General features: G+C 65.3%; 19 protein-coding genes. 12 read left to right on the plus strand and 7 right to left on the minus strand.

Going from position 1 to position 18,641, the window contains the following annotated elements:
• Window positions 1-7 precede the first annotated feature (7 nt).
• The 5 genes from AC1Y2B_RS07430 to AC1Y2B_RS07450 all read left to right on the plus strand — a co-directional run bounded on the left by AC1Y2B_RS07430 (window position 8) and on the right by AC1Y2B_RS07450 (window position 4,969).
• Window positions 8-1,036 (plus strand): extracellular solute-binding protein, encoded by a 1,029-nt coding sequence (locus AC1Y2B_RS07430; RefSeq protein WP_482252437.1) that lies wholly within the window; start codon window positions 8-10, stop codon window positions 1,034-1,036.
• A gap of 107 nt (window positions 1,037-1,143) precedes the next feature.
• On the plus strand, window positions 1,144-2,556 hold the full coding sequence (locus AC1Y2B_RS07435) for an amidase (RefSeq protein WP_482252438.1): 1,413 nt from the start codon (window positions 1,144-1,146) through the stop codon (window positions 2,554-2,556).
• 55 nt (window positions 2,557-2,611) lie between these two features.
• Window positions 2,612-3,841: a 3-deoxy-D-manno-octulosonic acid transferase gene (locus tag AC1Y2B_RS07440; protein ID WP_482252439.1), complete on the plus strand. Its 1,230-nt coding sequence runs from the start codon at window positions 2,612-2,614 to the stop codon at window positions 3,839-3,841.
• 116 nt (window positions 3,842-3,957) lie between these two features.
• Window positions 3,958-4,479: an NUDIX hydrolase gene (locus tag AC1Y2B_RS07445; RefSeq protein WP_482252440.1), complete on the plus strand. Its 522-nt coding sequence runs from the start codon at window positions 3,958-3,960 to the stop codon at window positions 4,477-4,479.
• A gap of 76 nt (window positions 4,480-4,555) precedes the next feature.
• Window positions 4,556-4,969: a DUF1178 family protein gene (locus tag AC1Y2B_RS07450; RefSeq protein WP_482252441.1), complete on the plus strand. Its 414-nt coding sequence runs from the start codon at window positions 4,556-4,558 to the stop codon at window positions 4,967-4,969.
• Between the two features lie 78 nt (window positions 4,970-5,047).
• Here the strand turns inward: AC1Y2B_RS07450 and AC1Y2B_RS07455 are convergent, their stop codons facing one another.
• Window positions 5,048-5,371: a 2Fe-2S iron-sulfur cluster-binding protein gene (locus AC1Y2B_RS07455; protein WP_482252442.1), complete on the minus strand. Its 324-nt coding sequence runs from the start codon at window positions 5,369-5,371 to the stop codon at window positions 5,048-5,050.
• A gap of 124 nt (window positions 5,372-5,495) precedes the next feature.
• On the opposite strand from AC1Y2B_RS07455, the gene AC1Y2B_RS07460 reads away from it, so the two are divergent.
• The 3 genes from AC1Y2B_RS07460 to AC1Y2B_RS07470 are packed head-to-tail and all read left to right on the plus strand — an operon-like array spanning window position 5,496 to window position 7,156.
• Complete coding sequence (locus AC1Y2B_RS07460) at window positions 5,496-6,107, plus strand: sulfotransferase family protein (protein WP_482252443.1); 612 nt, start codon at window positions 5,496-5,498, stop codon at window positions 6,105-6,107.
• Window positions 6,108-6,143: 36 nt separating this feature from the next.
• Window positions 6,144-6,557, plus strand: a complete 414-nt coding sequence (locus AC1Y2B_RS07465; RefSeq protein ID WP_482252444.1) for an OB-fold nucleic acid binding domain-containing protein — start codon at window positions 6,144-6,146, stop codon at window positions 6,555-6,557.
• Between the two features lie 59 nt (window positions 6,558-6,616).
• The gene (locus AC1Y2B_RS07470) at window positions 6,617-7,156 is read left to right on the plus strand and encodes a peptidoglycan-binding domain-containing protein (RefSeq protein ID WP_482252445.1); all 540 of its coding nucleotides are present in this window, start codon (window positions 6,617-6,619) and stop codon (window positions 7,154-7,156) included.
• 259 nt (window positions 7,157-7,415) lie between these two features.
• Here the strand turns inward: AC1Y2B_RS07470 and AC1Y2B_RS07475 are convergent, their stop codons facing one another.
• From AC1Y2B_RS07475 to rpiA, 5 genes are all read right to left on the minus strand, one after another.
• Window positions 7,416-8,852, minus strand: coding sequence for a Do family serine endopeptidase (locus AC1Y2B_RS07475; protein ID WP_482252483.1), 1,437 nt, complete (start codon window positions 8,850-8,852; stop codon window positions 7,416-7,418).
• A gap of 240 nt (window positions 8,853-9,092) precedes the next feature.
• Window positions 9,093-10,043 (minus strand): protease modulator HflC, encoded by a 951-nt coding sequence (hflC, locus tag AC1Y2B_RS07480; protein WP_482252446.1) that lies wholly within the window; start codon window positions 10,041-10,043, stop codon window positions 9,093-9,095.
• Entirely contained in the window at window positions 10,043-11,209 is a 1,167-nt protein-coding gene (gene hflK / locus AC1Y2B_RS07485; protein ID WP_482252447.1) for an FtsH protease activity modulator HflK, read from the minus strand. The genes hflC and hflK overlap by 1 nt, the downstream gene beginning before the upstream one ends.
• A gap of 67 nt (window positions 11,210-11,276) precedes the next feature.
• Window positions 11,277-12,644, minus strand: coding sequence for a glutathione-disulfide reductase (gor, locus tag AC1Y2B_RS07490; RefSeq protein ID WP_482252448.1), 1,368 nt, complete (start codon window positions 12,642-12,644; stop codon window positions 11,277-11,279).
• 17 nt (window positions 12,645-12,661) lie between these two features.
• The gene (rpiA, locus tag AC1Y2B_RS07495; RefSeq protein WP_482252449.1) at window positions 12,662-13,450 is read right to left on the minus strand and encodes a ribose-5-phosphate isomerase RpiA; all 789 of its coding nucleotides are present in this window, start codon (window positions 13,448-13,450) and stop codon (window positions 12,662-12,664) included.
• 127 nt (window positions 13,451-13,577) lie between these two features.
• On the opposite strand from rpiA, the gene AC1Y2B_RS07500 reads away from it, so the two are divergent.
• Both AC1Y2B_RS07500 and AC1Y2B_RS07505 read left to right on the plus strand, forming a co-directional pair.
• Window positions 13,578-14,912, plus strand: coding sequence for an Nramp family divalent metal transporter (locus AC1Y2B_RS07500; protein WP_482252450.1), 1,335 nt, complete (start codon window positions 13,578-13,580; stop codon window positions 14,910-14,912).
• A gap of 373 nt (window positions 14,913-15,285) precedes the next feature.
• Window positions 15,286-15,735 carry a DUF2267 domain-containing protein gene (locus AC1Y2B_RS07505; protein WP_482252451.1) on the plus strand — a complete coding sequence of 150 codons (450 nt, stop codon included), beginning with the start codon at window positions 15,286-15,288 and terminating at the stop codon, window positions 15,733-15,735.
• A gap of 45 nt (window positions 15,736-15,780) precedes the next feature.
• Here the strand turns inward: AC1Y2B_RS07505 and AC1Y2B_RS07510 are convergent, their stop codons facing one another.
• Window positions 15,781-16,314, minus strand: a complete 534-nt coding sequence (locus AC1Y2B_RS07510) for an EF-hand domain-containing protein (protein ID WP_482252452.1) — start codon at window positions 16,312-16,314, stop codon at window positions 15,781-15,783.
• Between the two features lie 199 nt (window positions 16,315-16,513).
• On the opposite strand from AC1Y2B_RS07510, the gene AC1Y2B_RS07515 reads away from it, so the two are divergent.
• The gene (locus AC1Y2B_RS07515; protein WP_482252453.1) at window positions 16,514-17,194 is read left to right on the plus strand and encodes a glutathione S-transferase family protein; all 681 of its coding nucleotides are present in this window, start codon (window positions 16,514-16,516) and stop codon (window positions 17,192-17,194) included.
• 7 nt (window positions 17,195-17,201) lie between these two features.
• Entirely contained in the window at window positions 17,202-18,581 is a 1,380-nt protein-coding gene (locus tag AC1Y2B_RS07520) for an L-serine ammonia-lyase (protein ID WP_482252454.1), read from the plus strand.
• Window positions 18,582-18,641 lie beyond the last annotated feature (60 nt).

The raw sequence follows: 18,641 nt of genomic DNA on the forward strand, positions 1-18,641 counted from the left end.
GACTGACATGAAGAAAATCCTCTCCACCGTGGCCTTGATACTGGCCACCACCGGGTTCGCCCATGCGGACGGCGGCGAACTGCAGCTGTACAACTGGGGCGACTACACCAACCCCGAACTCTTGAAGAAATTCGAAGCCGAAACCGGCATCAAGGTCACCGTCACCGACTATGACAGCAACGACACCGCCTTGGCCAAGATCGAGGCCGGTGGTTCGGGCTTTGACCTTGTGGTGCCCTCGGCCAACTTCGTGCAGATCTATGTGCAAAAGGGCCTTATCGTTCCGCTGGACCTGACCAAGATCCCGAACCACAAGAACATCGCACCGGAGTGGATGGACGTGGCCTACGACAAGGGCCGCGCCTATACGATTCCGTGGCAATGGGGCACGACCGGTATGGCCGTGAACCAGAAGACCTATTCGGGCGACATCAACACCAGCGCCATCTTCCTCGACCCGCCGCCGGAACTGGTCGGCAAGGTCAACGTGACGCCGGAAATGAACGACGTTCTGGCGCTGGCCACGATGTATGAAGGCGGCCAGCCCTGCTCGGAAGACCCGGTGCTGATGAAGAAGGTCCGCGACAAGCTTCTGGAAGCCAAGCCGAAATGGCTGTCGATGGACTATGGCATGACCGAGAAGATGTCGAACAACGACGTCATGGCCTCGCTGTACTGGAACGGTGCGATCTTCCGCGCCCGTCTGGCCAACCCGGATGTGAAGTACGGCTATCCGAAGGAAGGCTTCCCGCTGTGGATGGACCAGGTCGCCCTGCTGAAGGACGCCAAGAACGTCGACAACGCCTACAAGTTCCTGAACTTCATCGCCGAGCCTGAGAATGCCGCCCTGATTTCCGCCTTCGCGCGTTATGCGAACGGGATTTCGGGGTCTGAAGCCTTCATGCCCGCCGACATGAAAGACGCGCCGGAAATCGTGATCCCGGCCGAGTTCAAGGACAAGGGCCACTTCCTGTTGGGCTGCACCGGCAAGGCGCAGGACTATATCACCGCGATCTGGACCGAACTGAACAAGTGACCGGAGCGTTGGGGGGAGGGCCTTGCCCTCCCCCCACACCCCCCACCGCGTGAGGAGGGCTTTCTGCCCTCCTCACAACCTTCCGAGAGTATTTGGACAAAGAGCAAATGGAAGTCTGGCAGGTTTCGGCCTCTGATCTGGCGCGGATGATTGCGGCCCGGCGGATCGCCCCGTCAGAGGTGATGGCGGCCTATCTGGCGCGGATTGCTGCGGTGAACCCGGCGCTGAATGCCATCGTGTCGCTGCGCGATGGCGAAGCGCTGATGGCTGAAGCGCGGGCGGCCGATGATGCGGCGCCTGCGGGCTGGCTGCACGGCATGCCCTTTGCGGTGAAGGATTTATGTGCGACCAAGGGGTTGCGCACGACCTGGGGTTCGCCCCTGTTCAAGGATTTTGTGCCGGTCAAAGACGATCTCTTGGCAGCGCGGATGCGCGGGGCCGGGGCGATCTTCATCGGCAAGACCAACTCGCCCGAATGGGGCCATGGCAGCAACACCTTCAACCCGGTGTTTGGGCCGACACGCAATCCCTATGATCCCACACGCACGCCGGGCGGATCCTCGGGTGGCGCGGCGGCGGGCTTGGCGGCGCGGCTTCTGCCGGTGGCCGATGGGTCGGACATGATGGGATCGCTGCGCAACCCGGCGGCATTCTGCAACATCTACGGCTTTCGCCCGTCCTGGGGTCTGGTGCCGGCCGATGCCGAGGGCGACACCCACCTTGCGACCCTTGCCACCGAAGGCCCGATGGGCCGCACCATCGAGGATATCGCCAACCTGCTGCAGGTCCAGGCCGGACCCAACCCCGAGGTGCCGTTTGACAGGCCTGCGGGCGACTATGTCTCGGCGCTGAACGGCGCCAGCCTGAAAGGCAAGCGCATCGCCTGGGCCGCCGACTGGGGCGGCGCCTATGCGATGGAGCCGGGCATTCTGGACTTGTGCCAAGCCGCCCTGCACCAGATGGAGGAGATGGGGGCGATTGTAGAGCCAATCTCGCCGCCCTTCCCTGCGGAAAAGCTGTGGCAGTCCTGGGTCACCTTGCGCGCCATGCTGAACGCCAACGGCTTCCGGGCGCTGTACAGCGATCCCGTCAAGCGCGCGCAGATCAAGCCGGAAACCATCTGGGAAATCGAGCAGGGCCTGACCCTGTCGGCCCAAGCGGTGTACAAGGCGAGCGTCATCCGCTCCAGCTACTATGCCCAGATGGCGCGGCTGTTCAAAACCTATGACGCCGTGGCCCTGCCCACGGCGCAGGTCTGGCCCTTCCCGATAGAGTGGCGCTGGCCGCAAAGCATCGGCAGCCGCCAGATGGACACCTATCACCGCTGGATGGAAGTGGTCATTCCGATTGGCCTGATCGGATTGCCCGCGCTGTCGCTGCCGGTGGGATTTGGCGCCAACGGCCTGCCGATGGGGATGCAACTGGCCGGACCCGTGGGCGCGGATGCCAAGGTGCTGGCCATGGGCCAAGCCTGGCACCTGGCGACGGATTGGCCAGCACGTCAGCCGCCGACGCTGTAACCTTGCTCTGATCCGCCGGGCGGCCTAAAGAACGCCATCGTTCAGCGGAGGTTTCATGCGCGGATTGGCCCGGTTCTTGCTGCCTTTGGTGCCGCTGGTCATGCTGGCGATCGCGGTCTGGCGCAGGATTGCCCGAACAGAACCGGCAGCGGCCTTGTCCGAACGCCTGGGCCACTTGCCCCCCGCCCAAGGGCCGGCGGTCTGGCTGCACGGCGCTTCCAACGGCGAGGTCGCCTCGGCCCGCTGGGTGCTGGAGACGCTTCTGGACCAGCGCCCGGGCCTGTCGGTTCTGGTCACCACAAACACCGCCACGGCGCGGGCCATGGTGCAGGGCTGGAACCTGCCCGGCGTCACGGCGGCCTTTGCGCCACTGGATCTGCGCGGCCCGCTGGGGCGGGTTTTGACCGGTTGGGTGCCAAAGCTGCTGCTGACGGTTGAAGGCGAGATCTATCCCCGCCGCTTCGCCGCCTGTGCCGCTGCGGGCATTCCCGTGGCGTTGATCGGGGCGCGGATGTCAGAGCGCAGCTTTCAGGGCTGGAAGGACTTGCAACCGGTCATGGCGCGGGCGCTGGCAGCGGTGACCATGGCTTCGGCACAAGACCCGGCCTCGGGGCGGCGGCTGGTGGCTCTGGGACTTTTGCAGGACAGGCTGCGGGCCGACTGCGACCTCAAGGCCGTGGGCATCCGCCGCTTGCCGGCACCCAGCCTGCCGCCGCAGGACGGCCGGACGCGCTGGCTTCTGGCCGCCTCGACCCATGAGGGCGAGGAGGCAGCGGTGCTGGACGCCTTCATCGCCGCGCGCGAGCGGTTCGACCACCTGATCCTGGCCCCGCGCCACCCGCGCCGGGGTGACGAGGTGGCAGCCTTGGTGACCTCGCGCGGCCTTTCGCTGGACCGCCGCTCCAGCGGTGCCATGCCGGGACAAGAGGCGGTTTTCCTTGCCGATACGATGGGCGAGATGGACCTATGGTATGCCCGCGCCGGAGCCTGCTTTGTCGGCGGCAGCCTTGCGCCGCGCGGCGGGCATTCGCCATGGGAGCCCGCGCGTTTTGGCAGCGCCATTCTGCATGGCCCCTCGGTTGCGAATTTTGCCGCGGCCTATGCCGCCCTTGATGCCGGGAATGCCGCCGTTCCGGTCGACGGGCCCGCAACGCTGGCCACGGCGCTTCAGGCCCTGGATGGCGCGCAACAGGCCGCCCTGACCGCCGCCTGTGCCCAAACCCTGCGCACCGCAGACGATGGCGCAGAGCTTATTCACGAAATACTGACGCTTCTGGACCGCTAACTGTACCGCACCCGCTTGTTTTGCCGCGCCGATGTGTCAAGATTCGGGCTTGAGGTGCCCCGGCATTGATGCCCGAACATCAGGCAAGACGGGCAAGACGACAGGCACAGGCAGATATGTCCATTTCATCCCCGATCCCTCACGATGAGGGAGATGCACAAGACGTTTCCATCGTGACGGTCCCGGCTGGACAGGTCGCGGCGCTGTGCTGGCGGATGCACAAGGGACAGGCCGAAGTGCTTCTGGTCACCTCGCGCGATACCGGTCGTTGGGTCTTGCCGAAGGGGTGGCCGATGCCCGGGCGCGGCCCCGAGGCCGCTGCCGCCCGCGAAGCCTGGGAAGAGGCGGGGGTTGAAGGCAAAGTCAGCGCCACCACGATTGGCCAGTATTGCTATGACAAGGTCCTGCGCAATCTCGACACCCTGCCCTGCGCGGTGGAGGTGTTTCCGCTGCGGGTGCAGAACCTGAAAAGCAGCTTTCCCGAACGCAAGGAACGCCGGCGCAAATGGTTCTCGGCCCTTGATGCCGCCCATCTTGTCGCCGAGGCGCAGTTGCGCGACATGCTGGAGCGGCTGGCAGAAGACCCAAGCCTGCTGGCCCCCGGCGCAAGGGCAAAACGCATCAAGTCCGCGACATGACCGCAGACGGGCTGGAAAGTCCGGCGCTGCGGTCATATGTCATGGGCCTGTGACATGAACCCCGGCACCCCAGACCATGATCCGATACACTCTGAAATGCTCGGCCGATCACGGCTTTGACAGCTGGTTCCAGTCGGCTTCCGCCTATGAAAGCCTTGCGCGCTCCGGTCATGTGGCCTGCCCGGTCTGCGGCGTGACCTCGGTCGAAAAGGCGCTGATGGCGCCGCGGGTGACTACGTCAGAGGCGCAGGCCCTGACGACACCGCAGAATGATATGGAAAAGGCCATGGCCGAGCTGCGGCGCAAGGTCGAGGAAAACTCGGAATACGTGGGCGTGAACTTCGTGGCCGAAGCGCGCAAGATGCACGAAGGCACCGCGCCCGAACGCTCGATCTATGGCGAGGCGAAGCCCGAAGAGGCGATCAAGCTGCTGGAAGACGGCGTGCCGGTGGCACCTTTGCCCTTTATGCCGGCGCGCAAGACCAACTGATTGCGACCGTGGAAGGCAGCTGGAGGGTTTCACACCCTCCAGACCTCCCGTGGGATATTTGGACAAGTCTGAAAGGGGTCAGATCTGCTTTTGCGGCATCTGCACGCGCAGGCCTTCCAGCGCGGGCGAAACCTTGAGCTGGCAGGTCAGGCGCGAGCGGGCCGGATCGGGCTGCCAGGCGAAGTCAAGCATGTCAGCCTCCATCGCATCCTTCTTCGGCAGGCGGTCAACCCAGGCCGGATCGACATAGACATGGCAGGTGGAGCAGGCGCAGGCACCACCGCAATCGGCCTCGATGCCGGGGATGCCGTTGTCGCGCGCCCCTTCCATCACGGTCAGGCCATTGGCCACCTCAAGCGTGTGTTCCTTGCCGCCGAATTCGACATAAGTGATCTTCGCCATCGCCGCATTGCCCCGCAATTGCCATTCGGCAACTTATCTAGCCCAGCCCTGCACGCGCTGCCACCCCTCTTGTTGCGCAGTGGGATCACTCCTGACACTGTGATCCGGCATTTGGGAGGAAAGCATGGGTTTGAAGGTAATTGGCACAGGGTTTGGGCGCACGGGGACGGATTCCATGCGGGCCGCGTTGACGGTCTTGGGCTTTGGGCCCTGCCACCACATGTACGAGGTGATTGCAAACGATGAACAAAAGGCGCGCTGGCGGGCGATGGTGGCGGGTGGCGTGCGGGATTGGGACAGTTTGCTGGAGGGCTATAGCTCTTGCGTCGACTGGCCCTCGGCAGCCTATTGGCGCGAGTTGGTGGCGCTTTACCCCGAGGCCAAGGTCATCCTGACGTGGCGGAGTGCCGAAAGCTGGTGGGAAAGCTTCTCCAACACCATCGCCAAGGCCGTCGCGGCCAACCCTGACCCGGACGCGGTGGCCAAGGTGCTGGTCGCGGGGCAGGTGTTCGGCGGCCGGATGGCGGATCGCGACCATGCCATCGCCCTGTACCGCGCCCATGTCGAGGCGGTGCTGGAGGAGGTCCCGGCTGACCGGCTTCTGGTGCATCGCTTGGGCGACGGCTGGGAGCCCTTATGCGCGCATCTGGGCGTGGCGGTGCCGGAGATGCCCTATCCGCACGGCAACTCGGTCGGGGAGTTCCACACCAAGATCGTGACGCAAGGCCGCAGCTGACTTGCCTTGCGGGGCGGGATGTTCTAACTTTGTTCCATGTCAGACTGGTTGACCCCCACCCCCGTGCCCAACACCTGGCCGCGCCCGCCTGCGGCCTTGCCGGCGTCACGGCTGAACGAACCCTCGTCCGGGGCGCGGGTCTGCGTGGCCGGGCTGGTGCTGGTGCGCCAACGGCCCGGCACCGCCAAGGGCGTGATTTTCCTGACGCTGGAGGATGAGACGGGGGTGGCCAATGTCGTCGTCTGGGCCAACATGTACGAACGCTACCGCCGCGCCGTGATTGCCGGTCGCCTGTTGCGCGTCACCGGCCGCTTGCAGCGGGACGCCGGCGTGGTGCATGTCGTGGCCGAGGTGATCGAGGACATGTCGCCGATGCTCGACCGACTGCTTTCGCCCGAGTTCGGAGCCTCGTTCCGGGCCGAGATTGCCCGGGCCGGGGATCAGCCGTAAGGCTTTTCCAATGGTCGCATTGCCCCTATGATGATCGCAACAAAAGGCGGGGCAGGCATATGAAGGTTGCAGTTTGGGTCGGACTGGTGGCAGCCCTGTCCCTTGGCGGCTGCGGCACGCTGATCCCGGTGGCGGCCCCCGAACCGGAGGACCTCGGCACCGAAGCGATCCGCCTGTCCGCCGGCGGCCCGCCGGCCACACCCGCCGACGCCTGCTGGGGCCATGACATCATCCCCGCGATGATCGAAACCGTCACCGACACCGTGCTTGACCAGCCAGAGCTGCGCGACAAGACCGGCAAGGTGATCCGCCCGGCCAGCTACTCCAGCACCGCCCGGCAGCGCATGGTGCACGACCGCGAGGACGTCTACATCCGCACGCCCTGCTATAACCAGTTGACCCCAGACACCATCGTCACCCTGCAGCGCGCCCTGAAGGCACGGGGCTATTACCTTGCGACCCTGACCGGCCAGCTGGACCCCGCCACCATGACCGCCATCCGCCGCTATCAGGCCGACCACGGGCTCGACACGCCGGTTCTGTCGCTGAAAGCGGCCGAGACACTCGGGCTGGTCGCCGTGGACCCGTCCAAGCTGTAAGCGTCCAGGAGGCCGAAGTCCTGCGCCACTGGGCCGGGCAGCGCGACGGCGCGCATGATCTGGGACACCTGCGCCGGGTCTGACGCACCTGCCAAAGACGGGCTCAGGGCGGGCCGGCGGACTTGCAGGTGCCGGCGACCGCAGCCTCGCCGAAGCGTGGGTCGCTGTGATGCGCGCCTTCCGAAATCGGCTGCTGGACGAGATCGCATGAAAAAGGCGGCGGGTCTGACCCCGCCGCCTTTTCCGTCTTTCAGGTCACTTATTCCAGCGACAGCGCCACGAAACGCGGGTCACCTTGGGTGCGCACCAGCAACAGCAGCGACTTGCGGCCGGCATCCTTGGCTTCCGACACCCGGTCCTGCAGGTCTTGCAGGGTGGCCACCTTTTGCTGACCAGCGTCGGTGATCACATCACCCTCGCGCAGGCCCTTGGTATAGGCTTCCGAGGCGACGTCGACCTTCATCACCACCAGCCCGGTATCGCCAGCCTGCATGCCCAGATCAGCGGCCATGCCGTCGGTGAAGGGTTGCAGGGTCAGCCCCAGCACCACGCCCGTGGCGGGCTTGTCCGGGGTCGCCGGGGCTTTGTCGGCCGCCGGTTGAGTTTGCGCCTCGGCGTCTTCACGACGGCCCAGCTTGACGCTGAGGTCGGTCGACTTGCCGGCGCGCAGAACAATGACCGGAACGGTTTCGCCAATCGGCGCATCGGCGACGATGCGGACCAGTTCCTTGGAATCCTTCACGTCCTTGCCGTTGAAGGTGATGATCACGTCACCCGACAGGATGCCCGCATCCTTGCCCGGGCCAGCGGGAACGTCGGTCACCAAAGCGCCCTTGGCTTCCGGCAAGCCCATCGCATCGGCCACATCCTGGCTCACGTCCTGAATCCGCACGCCAAGCCAGCCGCGACGGGTTTCCCCGTATTGCTTCAGCTGATCGACAACCTTGCTGACCACGTTCGACGCCATCGAGAAGCCAATCCCGATCGACCCGCCCGAGGGCGACAGGATCGCGGTGTTCATCCCGATCACTTCGCCGTTCACGTTGAACAGCGGCCCGCCCGAGTTGCCCTTGTTGATGGCCGCATCGGTCTGCAGGAAGTCGTCGTAGGTGCCGTTCAGCTCGCGCCCACGGGCCGAAACGATCCCGGCCGAAACCGAGAAGCCCTGACCCAAGGGGTTGCCCATCGCCACGACCCAGTCGCCGACGCGCATCTTGTCGCTGTCGCCGAAGGCCACGAAGGGCAGCGGGTCCTTGCTTTCCACCTTCAGCAAAGCCACGTCGGTCTTCAGGTCACGGCCCACCAGCTTGGCCTTGAAGGTCTTGTGGCCGAAGGTCTCGATCTCGATATCGTCAGCCCCGTCGATCACGTGGTTGTTGGTCACGATATAGCCGTCTGCCGAGATGATGTACCCCGAGCCCAAAGCCTCCGAGCGTTCCATCGGCTGCTGGTCAGGCGCTTGGCCATTCTGGCCATTCTGTCCATTGAAATCCTTGAAGAACTTCTCAAACGGAGAGCCGGGCGGCACTTGCATCTGCGTGTCGGCCTGCGCCGCCACGATGGAGGAGGTGGTGATGTCCACCACCGCCGGAGAGAATTTTTCCACAAGGTCGGCAAAACTGGGCGGCACGCCCTGCGCTTGGGTGGCCCCGGCCATGGGGCTCAGCGTCAGTGCAAGGCCCATGCCCAGCGCCATCAGCGCACGGCGCGGCTTGGCGGCCCGCAAAGCCGGGAAACGGATGATAGGATCAGTCGCTTGCACGTTCGAACTCCTCTCGATGTGCCTTGCCCCGCCAATACGGGGCAGAAGGTGTCATGTCCGCATCATCCGCTGCGGGGCGCGTTTTGCAATGCAAACCCACTCTCGTAGGCTCAAAGCCGCGTGAGAAGCGCAGGGCCGGATTGTAACATTCCCGGCACCTGCGCGTCCGTTGTCTCAGGGCGCCTTGGGCGCGCTGCCGCCGGCCACCGTACTGCCGTTGCCCGTTGCCGCTGCGGTATCGCCACTGGACGACGCCACCGGAGCCGAGGCTTGCGCGCCAAGATACTGGAAGAACTCGCCCTGCGGCGCCAGCACGAAGGCCGTGTTGCCGGGCTGGAAGGCCGTGGCATAGGCTGACAAGGACCGGGTGAAGGCGAAGAATTCCGGGTCCTTGCCGTAAGCCGACGCATAGATTTCGCTGCGTTTGGCATCCGCCTGACCGCGCACGATTTCCGCCTGCTTGCTGGCCTCCGAGGTGATTTCCACCGCCTGACGATCGGCCTCGGCGCGCAGCGTCTGCGCCGCCTCGTTGCCGCGGGCGATCTCATCGGTCGCATCGCGCTGCCGTTCGGCCTGCATCCGGCTGTAGGTCGCATCCAGGTTCTGCTGCGGCAGGTCGGTTCGGGTCAGGCGGACGTCGATCACGTCAATCCCCAGCGTCGCGGCCTTCAGCTTGGCATTGTCGCGGATCTTGTTCATCAGCGCGACGCGGTCTTCCGACAGCACCGATTGCAGCGGAACCGAGCCCAGAACGTCACGCACTTCGGGGTTCACGATCTTGGACAGGTTGTCGCGCGCGGCTTCGATCCCGCCAAGGCCCACGGCGCGGCGGAACTTCTGCAGGTCGACAATCCGCCAGCGGGCAAAGGCATCCACCACCAGACGGCGCTGGTCGGCAAAGGTGATTTCCTGCGGATCGGTGGCCAGCCCCAGAATGCGGTCGTCATAGCGGAAGACCTCCTGAATGAAGGGCACCTTGAAATACAGGCCCGGCGCGTCGATCACCTGCTTGACCTCGCCAAACTGCAAGACCAGCACCTTTTCGCGCACATCCACCACAAAGACCGCAGAGATTGCCGTGGCCAACAGAATGGCCATCACGGGAAGCGTATAGATCAGCTTCATCAGTTGCTTCCTCCGGTCGAGGCAGGCGCCGGCGTGGCGGGCGTCTGGTTGGGTGCTTTGGGGGTGAACAGGTTGGTCAGGGGCAGATAGGGCACCGTGCCCTGACTGGCTGCGCCATCCATGATCACCTTATTGGCCCCACCCAGAACCTGTTCCATCGTCTCAAGGTACATCCGCTTGCGCGTCACCTCCGGCGCTTTGACATATTGATCATAGACCGAGACGAAGCGGCTGGCGTCACCTTCGGCCTGATTGACCACCCGCGCCGCATAGGCCTGCGCCTCTTGCCCGGTTTGCGAGGCTTGGCCACGGGCGGCCGCGGTCACCTTGTTGGCATAGGCATCCGCCTCTTTCTGCAACTGGTCGCGCATCTGCTGGGCGGCCTGCACGGCACGGAAGCTGTCGGCCACCTGTGCCGGCACGTCCGATTTCAGCAGGTTCACCCGCACCACCGAAATCCCGCTGTCATAGGTGTCCAGCGTGGATTGCACTTCCTTCATCAGGCTGTCTTCGACCTCGCCCCGGCTCTTGTTCAGGATTGGCGCCAGTTCGGACCGTGCCACGATGTCGCGCACGGCAGATTCCGCCACGGCACGGATCGTGTCTTCCGGTTCGGCCAGATTGAACAGGTATTTCGCCGGGTCGCTGACGTTCCAGACCACCTGGAATTCGATATCCACGATGTTCTGATCGCCGGTCAGCATCAGCCCGTTGTCCAGATCGCCATTCGCCCCCGTGCCGATTTCCGTTGTGCGCTGCTGGCTGGTGTTGACGATTTCCGCCGAGACGACGGGCCAGGGTGCGATGTTCAGACCATCGGCCTTGACCTGATAGAACTTGCCCAGAAACAGCTCGACCGAACGTTCGTTGGGCTGAACCTGATAGAAAGACAGATAGGACCAGACCAGTCCAAGCGCGATCACGCCGGAAATCAGCCCCTGACGCGACAGAAACCAGTTGCCGCCGCCGTTGGACGCGCCGCCCCCCGGCCCCTTGCCGCCGCCGCCCATGATCAGGCGCAACCGCTCCTGCCCCTTGCGCAGCACTTGATCCAGCTCGGGAATCTGCGAACCCGGTCCGCGCCGTTCGTCGCGCGGGTCCGTCTTGGGCCGCTTGTCGTCCTCGGGGCCGTTTCCACCGCCCCAGGGGCCATTCCCACCTGCCATCGGTTATCCTTCTCTGATGTTCATGGGTAAACTGGGCATTGCCCGGCGGATTTCAAGTCAAAACGCCCTAAACAGGCGGATGACGGCGCGAGGGCTTGCGCATCGTGACCAGTTCCTCGGCGGCGGTGGGGTGCACGGCCACGGTGCGGTCGAAATCGTCCTTGGTGGCCCCCATCTTGATGGCAATCGCCGCCAACTGGATCATCTCGCCCGCCTCGGGGCCCACGATGTGGCAGCCCAGCACCTTGCGCGTCGCCTCATCGACGATCAGCTTCATCAGGGTGCGGTCCTGCCGCCCGGCAAACAGCGTCTTCATCGGCCGGAAATTGGTGGCATAAACCTCCACCCCGCCGCGCGCCTTGCCGTCTTCCTCTGTCAGTCCCACCGCCCCCATTTCAGGCTGCGTGAACACGGCCGAGGGCACCAGCGCATGGTCGGCCTTGGCTGGCACCGCGCGGAACACCGTGTCGGCAAAGGCATGGCCCTCGCGGATCGCCACCGGGGTCAGATTGACCCGGTTGGTCACATCGCCCACCGCATAGATCGAGGGGACCGCCGTCTGGCTCCACTCGTCCACGACAATCTCACCCAGCTTGCCCAATTGCACGCCCAGCGCCTCCAGCCCAAGGCCCTGCGCATTGGGGCGACGACCGGTCGCGTACAGCACCAGATCCACCTCAAGCGTCGTACCATCGGTCGCGGTGGCCAGAATGCCCTTTGCCGTGCGCTCCAGCCGCACGACGTCGGTGTTGCAGCGAATGCTGATCCCGTCGGCCAGCATCGCCGTGGCAACATGGGTCCGCGCCTCGTCATCAAAGCCGCGCAGGATTTGCGGACCACGGTAAAATTGCGTGACCTTGGTGCCAAAGCCATTGAGGATGCAGGCGAATTCGCTGGCAATATAGCCGCCGCCCACCACCAGAGCCCGCTTGGGCAAGGTCGGCAGATCAAACATCTCGTTCGAGGTCACCGCCAGATCGGCCCCCGGAATCTGCGGCACGAAAGGCCAGCCGCCCGTTGCAATCAGGATATGCTTGGCCGAAACGCTTTCCCCCGAGGCCAGCCGCACCGTGTGCGCATCCAGCAGCATGGCCCGGCAGTCATGGATCACCACGCCCGCGTTCTTCAGCGTGTTGCGGTAGGCGCCCTCCAGCCGGTTCAGCTCTGCCGCCAAAGTCGTGCGGAACCTGTCCCAGTCAAACGGCCCCGCCGTCACCTGCCAGCCATAGGCCGCCGCATCCGCCAGCGCCTTGGGATAGGACGAGGCATTGACCAACAGCTTCTTGGGCACGCAGCCACGGATCACACAGGTGCCGCCCATCCGGCTTTCCTCGGCCAGACCAACCCGCGCGCCGCCTTCGGCCGCAGCAATCCGCGCCGCCCGCACGCCACCAGAGCCGCCACCGATGACGAACAGGTCATAGTCAAAGGACAAGGCCAAACTCCACTGCTTCAGTCGCCAAGGTCGCGGAAGATATTGTCGTTGGGCTCGATCTCGATGCGGTCATCGCGCTCGGTGCCCTCGTTGATGTCGCGCACTGTCACCCGGCCATCCGGGTGGCCGATCACCACGATGTCACAGATGTCGATGAACAGCCCGTTTTCAACCACCCCGGGGATCTGGTTCAGCACCAGGGCCAGTTGCCGAGGGTTGCCGATCCGGCGCAGGTGCAGATCAAGGATGTAGTTGCTTTCATCCGTCACCAAAGGCCGTCCACCGTTCATCCGCAAGGTCACGTCGCGGTTCAGAACGTCCAGCGCCTCCAGCGTTTCCTCGACCAGCGCCTTGGTGGTTTGCCAGCCAAACGGGATCACCTCGATCGGCAGCGGGAAGGCACCCAGCGTCGCGACTTCCTTGGCGGCATCGGCAATCACGATCATCTGATCGCTGGCCGTCGCCACGATCTTCTCCTGCAACAGCGCCGCCCCGCCGCCCTTGATCAGCGCCAGTTGCCGGTCAAATTCATCCGCGCCGTCAATCGTCACGTCCAGCCACTTGGCCTCGTCCAGCGAAACCACGTTGATCCCGACCGATCGCGCCAGTTCCGCCGTCCGGGTCGAGGTGGGCACCCCGGTGATGCGCAAACCTTCCTCGCGCACCCGCTCACCCAGGCAGCGCACCATCCATGCGGCGGTCGAGCCGGTGCCAAGTCCGACTTTCATGCCGGGATGCACATAATCCACCGCCCGCTTGGCGGCGACATACTTGGCCTTGTCGATAGGGGAAAGATCGGCGGACATCGCGGGCTCCTTCTGGTCTGCAATGCTTATAGCAAAGCATTTGCCGGGGGCGAGGGGGAAACAGTCGCTTGACACTGGGGGTGTTGCACCTAAATTGCGAATAAGTCGCAATTGCAGCCCCAAACCCGTGAGCATCATCAAACATCCGAGCAAACCCGTCTGGCGTGCCCCGCGCGGCGCGGCGGCACTGGCAGAGGTCCACCGTTCGGTTCCGCTCGGGGCCACGCCCTGGAAACGCTTCCTCGCATTCTTGGGGCCGGGCTACATGGTGGCGGTGGGCTACATGGACCCGGGCAACTGGGCGACCTCGCTGGCCGGTGGGTCAAGGTTCGGCTACGCGCTGCTGTTTGTCGCGCTGCTGTCCAACCTGATGGCCATCGTGCTGCAATCGCTGTCCGCCCGCCTCGCCATCGGCACCGGGCGCGATCTGGCGCAAGCCTGCCGCGACGCCTTCCCCCGCCTTGTCACCATCCCCCTCTGGCTGGCCGCCGAGGTGGCCATCATCGCCACCGACATCGCCGAGGTGATCGGCACCGCCATCGGCCTGAACCTGCTGTTCGGCATTCCGCTGGAACTGGGCGTCCTGATCACCGCGCTGGATGTGTTCCTGATCCTGTGGCTGCAACGCCGCGGCTTTCGCAAGCTGGAGGGGTTTGTCGTGGCCCTCCTCGCCCTGATCGCGGCCTGCTTTGCGGTGCAGATCGTGCTGGCCCATCCCGATTGGGCGGGCGTCCTGCACGGATTTGCGCCAACGACCGACGTCTTGCACAACCCCCAGATGCTTTACCTTGCCTTGGGCATTCTGGGTGCCACCGTGATGCCGCACAACCTTTACCTGCACTCCGCCATCGTCCAGACCCGGGACTGGGGCGACCGCCCGCAAGACCGGGCCGAGGCGTTGCGCTTTGCCACCATCGATTCGACGGTGGCCCTGATGTTCGCCCTGTCGATCAACGCGGCGATCCTGATCCTCGCCGCCGCGTCGTTCCACGCCTCCGGCCAGACCGAGGTGGCCGAGTTGAGCGACGCCCACAAGCTTCTGGGCCCCCTGCTCGGTGCCGGGATCGCGCCGATGCTGTTCGCCGTGGCGCTGCTGGCCTGCGGTCTGAACTCTACCGTCACAGCCACCCTAGCCGGACAGGCCGTGATGGAGGGCTTTCTGCAAATCCGTCTGCCGCCCTGGCTGCGGCGGCTGATCACCCGCGGACTTGCCATCATCCCCGCCGCCGGGGTGACGATCCTTTACGGCACCGCAGGTACCGGGCGGCTCTTGATCCTGACCCAGGTCGTGCTCAGCCTGCAACTGTCCTTCGCCGTGGTGCCTTTGGTGCTGTTCACCACCTCCAGATCCCGGATGGCAGACTTGGTGGCCCCGCGCTGGCTGGCGGTCCTGGCTTGGGTGGTGGCTTTGGCCATCGTGGTCCTGAACCTCAAACTGCTGTGGGATTTCCTGTCCGCCTGATCCGCTGGCACCGCAGGCCCCTATCCTGCACGGCCGCGCCTCTGTCAGCCCGGATGCCTCGCGAAGCGTCACCGATCCCCCCGCGCGCCTGTCCCCCCGCGTGCCCGTCGAAGTGATATCGACTCAAGGGCAAGGTAGACGACGTCATCCCATCCCCCCGCGCGCTTGTCGAAGTGCCCACAGGCCTGACCGGTACCGCCCGCGATCAATCGCGGTTCCGGAAAGGCGCCACAGACATGTCCGCCGCGGCGACGCCGCCTTCAGCGATCCCGCCACACGCCGATGACGCCCCCGCCACGGGCTTAACCGTCTCCCGGTACAAGGTCCTTGAACAGACGCCCGAACCGCAGGAGACTGCCGGCACAGGTGCCCGATGCCGATGCCCTATACCTACCGCCACGCCAGCGCCGAATTTTCGGCCTATATGGCCTTGGTCAAGGACCTGCTGGATCTGCAGCAGTCCGACACCATGGCCTATACCGCCACCCGTGCCGTGTTCCTGACCTTCCGCGCCCGGGCCTCTCTGGACGACACCCTGCGTTTCGCCGACATTCTGCCCGCCGTGCTGCGCGCCATTCTGGTGGCCGATTGGCATCCCGCCCCAGCCAAGCCCTGGGGCAGCCGGGCGGACCAATTGTCCGAGGTGCGGGCCTATCACCCCCACCACAACCTGACCCCGCCGCACACCCTCGACGCCGTGGCCGAGGCGATTGCGGCACAGGTTCTCGCTGCTGACTGGGACGCCTGCCTTGCCAAGCTGCACCCCGAGGCCGCAGCCTTCTGGCAGGTGCCGCCCGACCGCCGCCGCCCCGTCAGCTTCTGACCGTCAGCCTCTGGCGCTCAGCCTCTGGCGCTCAGCCTCTGGCCCTCACGAGCTCAGGCCCGCCAGCCCGGCCCGCACCTCGTTCACCGTCACCTTGCCGTCGCCGTCGGCGTCAAAGCCCATCAACACCTTGACCTTGGCCAGCGCCGCCGGTCCAAGGGCCGCCATCGCTGCCCCGGCGCCAAAATCGGCCAGTTCCTCGGGCGTCACCATGGCATTGCCATCGGCATCCGCTGCCAGAAACGCCTTTTCCAGCCTGGCCCGGGCCGAGACGCTGGCCGCGCCCTCGGCCACCGCCACCTCATCGCGCGTCACCGTGCCATCGGCATCCAGATCGGCGGCGATCAGCGGCACAATCGCCGTGGTCCGCGCCTTGGCCCGTGCCAGCGCCATGCTGGCATTGACCTGCTCCTCGGTAATGCCATCGGCCGCGCCATACGAGGCGATCAGAACCGAAACACTGTCGAGGTATCCAGCCGGATCGGCCTTGATCGTCTTCAGCAGCGTGTCGGGCAACAAGGGCGACGCCTGCGCGGCAAGGGGCAGCACAAGGGCGAACAGCATCGGGATCAGGCGCATCGGAACCTCCGTTCTGGTGGTGTGTTTCTGCCCCTGATCCTGCCGCCTCATCGTTAAGGCGCAGTAAACAAAACCGGAACACATCAGCGAAATTCCACCTGACCTGCAACAGACGGGCCGTTTTTTCACAACGATAGTCGGTTTTGCGCCCCATCCCGCCGCCCGCCAAGCTATCGTGGCCGAAAGAGGAGATCCGCCCGTGACAAAAGCCGCCCCCCACCCGCTTTATACCCTGCATGTCTCGCCCGATTCTGCCTCGATCATCGTGCGCCTGGCCCTGCGCCTGACCGGCGCCCCCTTCGCCGAGGTGCAAATCAACCGAGAGGCCGGGGAACTGGCCTCGCCGGCCTACCGCGCCCTGCACCCCTTGGGCAAAATCCCGGCGATGCAGACCCCCGATGGCCCGATGTTCGAAACGGCGGCGATCCTGCTGTACCTCGCCGACCGCCACAACCTCGCCCCCGCCCCCGACAGCCCGCAGCGCGCGGCTTTCCTGAAATGGCTGTTCTTCACCTCGACCAACCTGCACAGCGTCCTGATGCAGGTCTTCTATCCCGACCGCATCGCGGGCCCCGCCGCGGCCGAGGCGGTCGTCGCCCATGCCGGCGCCACCCTGCAGGACAACTTCCGCGTGCTCGACCACATGATCGCCACCGAAGCGCCCGACTGGCTGTCGGCCAAACCCTCGGCCCTCAGCCTTTACGTCGGGGTTCTGGTGCGCTGGCTGTCGGGCTTCCCGGCGGGCCATCCCGCCCGCATCACCGTGGCCGATCTGCCGGCCCTGGGCCCGATCCTGACCGCCCTCGAATCCACCCCCTGCGTGCAGGACGTGGCCGAGATCGAAGGCTGCGCTACAACCTTCTTCACCGCTCCGTATTGAGGCGCCCATGTTCCTTTCGGTCTTTGACATGTTCAAGGTGGGCGTCGGGCCCTCCTCCTCGCATACGATGGGGCCGATGGTCGCCGCCGCCCGCTTTCTGGACACTCTGCGCCAGTCGCCCTTCCATGCGGCGGGCCTGAAGGCCTCGCTGCACGGGTCCCTGGCCTTCACCGGGGTCGGCCATGCCACCGACCGCGCCACGATCCTTGGGCTGGCCGGGTTTGAACCCGCCACCTATGACGCCGAAAAGGCCGAAGCCACCCTCGCCGCCATCCACGCCACCCACAAGATCACCCCGCCCGGCCTGCCCGCGCTGACCTTCGACCCGAAAAAGGACCTGACCTTCGACTACGGCCCCAATTTGCCCGGCCACGCCAATGGCATGATCCTGCGCGCTACCGACGCCCAAGGCGACGTGATCCTCGAGGAGACCTATTACTCGATCGGCGGCGGCTTCGTCCTGACCGCCGCCGAACAGGCCGAAGCCTCGGGCGCCAAATCCAAGGCCCGCGCCGATGTCCCCTACCCGTTCGAGACCGCTGCCGAAATGATGGCCATGGCCGCCAAATCCGGCCTGACCATCGCCCAGCTGAAACTCGCCAACGAGCTGAAATTCCGCACCAAGGCCGAGATTGACAAGGGCATCGCCCGCCTGTGGGAGGTGATGACCGCCTGCATCTCGCGCGGGATGCTGGGCGAGGGCATCCTGCCCGGCGGCCTGAAAGTGCGCCGCAGGGCGAAAGGCATCCATGACGCCCTGATCGCCGAACGCGGCCTGAACATGACCGCCCCCCATGTCATCAACGACTGGATGTCGCTTTACGCCATGGCCGTGAACGAGGAAAACGCCGCCGGCGGCCAGGTCGTGACCGCCCCCACCAACGGCGCCGCCGGCGTCCTCCCCGCCGTCCTGCGCTATTACCTTGACCACGTGCCGGGGGCCTCCACCGCCAAGATCCCCGACTTCCTTCTCACCGCCTCCGCCATCGGCGGCCTTTGCAAGCATAACGCCTCCATCTCCGGCGCCGAATGCGGTTGCCAGGCCGAGGTTGGCTCCGCCGCCGCCATGGCCGCCGCAGGCCTCGCCGCCGTCTTGGGCGGCTCAGTCGAGCAGGTCGAAAACGCCGCCGAAATCGCCCTCGAACACCACCTCGGCATGACCTGCGACCCGGTCCGCGGCCTTGTCCAGGTGCCTTGCATCGAACGCAACGGCCTTGGCGCCATCAAGGCCGTCTCTGCCGCCAGTCTGGCCCTCCGGGGCGATGGCCAGCACCTTGTCTCGCTTGACGTCTGCATTGAAACCATGCGCCAGACCGGCCGCGACATGCACGAGAAGTACAAGGAAACCTCGCTCGGCGGCCTTGCCGTCAACGTGCCCAACTGCTGAACGTCACACCGATGTGATCGCACCAAGGCAGGCAGACGACGCATAAAGCCCCTGCCCGTC

Source organism: Stagnihabitans sp. (assembly GCF_964946895.1).

Coding starts and splice junctions, on each gene's coding strand:
- AC1Y2B_RS07465 (WP_482252444.1), top strand. CDS start 6,144: ATGTCAGACTGGTTGACCCCCACCCCCGTGCCCAACACCTGGCCGCGC.
- AC1Y2B_RS07520 (WP_482252454.1), top strand. CDS start 17,202: ATGTTCCTTTCGGTCTTTGACATGTTCAAGGTGGGCGTCGGGCCCTCC.
- rpiA (WP_482252449.1), bottom strand. CDS start 13,450: ATGTCCGCCGATCTTTCCCCTATCGACAAGGCCAAGTATGTCGCCGCC.
- AC1Y2B_RS07510 (WP_482252452.1), bottom strand. CDS start 16,314: ATGCGCCTGATCCCGATGCTGTTCGCCCTTGTGCTGCCCCTTGCCGCG.
- AC1Y2B_RS07440 (WP_482252439.1), top strand. CDS start 2,612: ATGCGCGGATTGGCCCGGTTCTTGCTGCCTTTGGTGCCGCTGGTCATG.
- hflC (WP_482252446.1), bottom strand. CDS start 10,043: ATGAAGCTGATCTATACGCTTCCCGTGATGGCCATTCTGTTGGCCACG.
- AC1Y2B_RS07450 (WP_482252441.1), top strand. CDS start 4,556: ATGATCCGATACACTCTGAAATGCTCGGCCGATCACGGCTTTGACAGC.
- AC1Y2B_RS07445 (WP_482252440.1), top strand. CDS start 3,958: ATGTCCATTTCATCCCCGATCCCTCACGATGAGGGAGATGCACAAGAC.
- AC1Y2B_RS07470 (WP_482252445.1), top strand. CDS start 6,617: ATGAAGGTTGCAGTTTGGGTCGGACTGGTGGCAGCCCTGTCCCTTGGC.
- AC1Y2B_RS07460 (WP_482252443.1), top strand. CDS start 5,496: ATGGGTTTGAAGGTAATTGGCACAGGGTTTGGGCGCACGGGGACGGAT.
- AC1Y2B_RS07430 (WP_482252437.1), top strand. CDS start 8: ATGAAGAAAATCCTCTCCACCGTGGCCTTGATACTGGCCACCACCGGG.
- AC1Y2B_RS07435 (WP_482252438.1), top strand. CDS start 1,144: ATGGAAGTCTGGCAGGTTTCGGCCTCTGATCTGGCGCGGATGATTGCG.
- AC1Y2B_RS07505 (WP_482252451.1), top strand. CDS start 15,286: ATGCCGATGCCCTATACCTACCGCCACGCCAGCGCCGAATTTTCGGCC.
- hflK (WP_482252447.1), bottom strand. CDS start 11,209: ATGGCAGGTGGGAATGGCCCCTGGGGCGGTGGAAACGGCCCCGAGGAC.
- AC1Y2B_RS07455 (WP_482252442.1), bottom strand. CDS start 5,371: ATGGCGAAGATCACTTATGTCGAATTCGGCGGCAAGGAACACACGCTT.
- AC1Y2B_RS07475 (WP_482252483.1), bottom strand. CDS start 8,852: ATGGCGCTGGGCATGGGCCTTGCACTGACGCTGAGCCCCATGGCCGGG.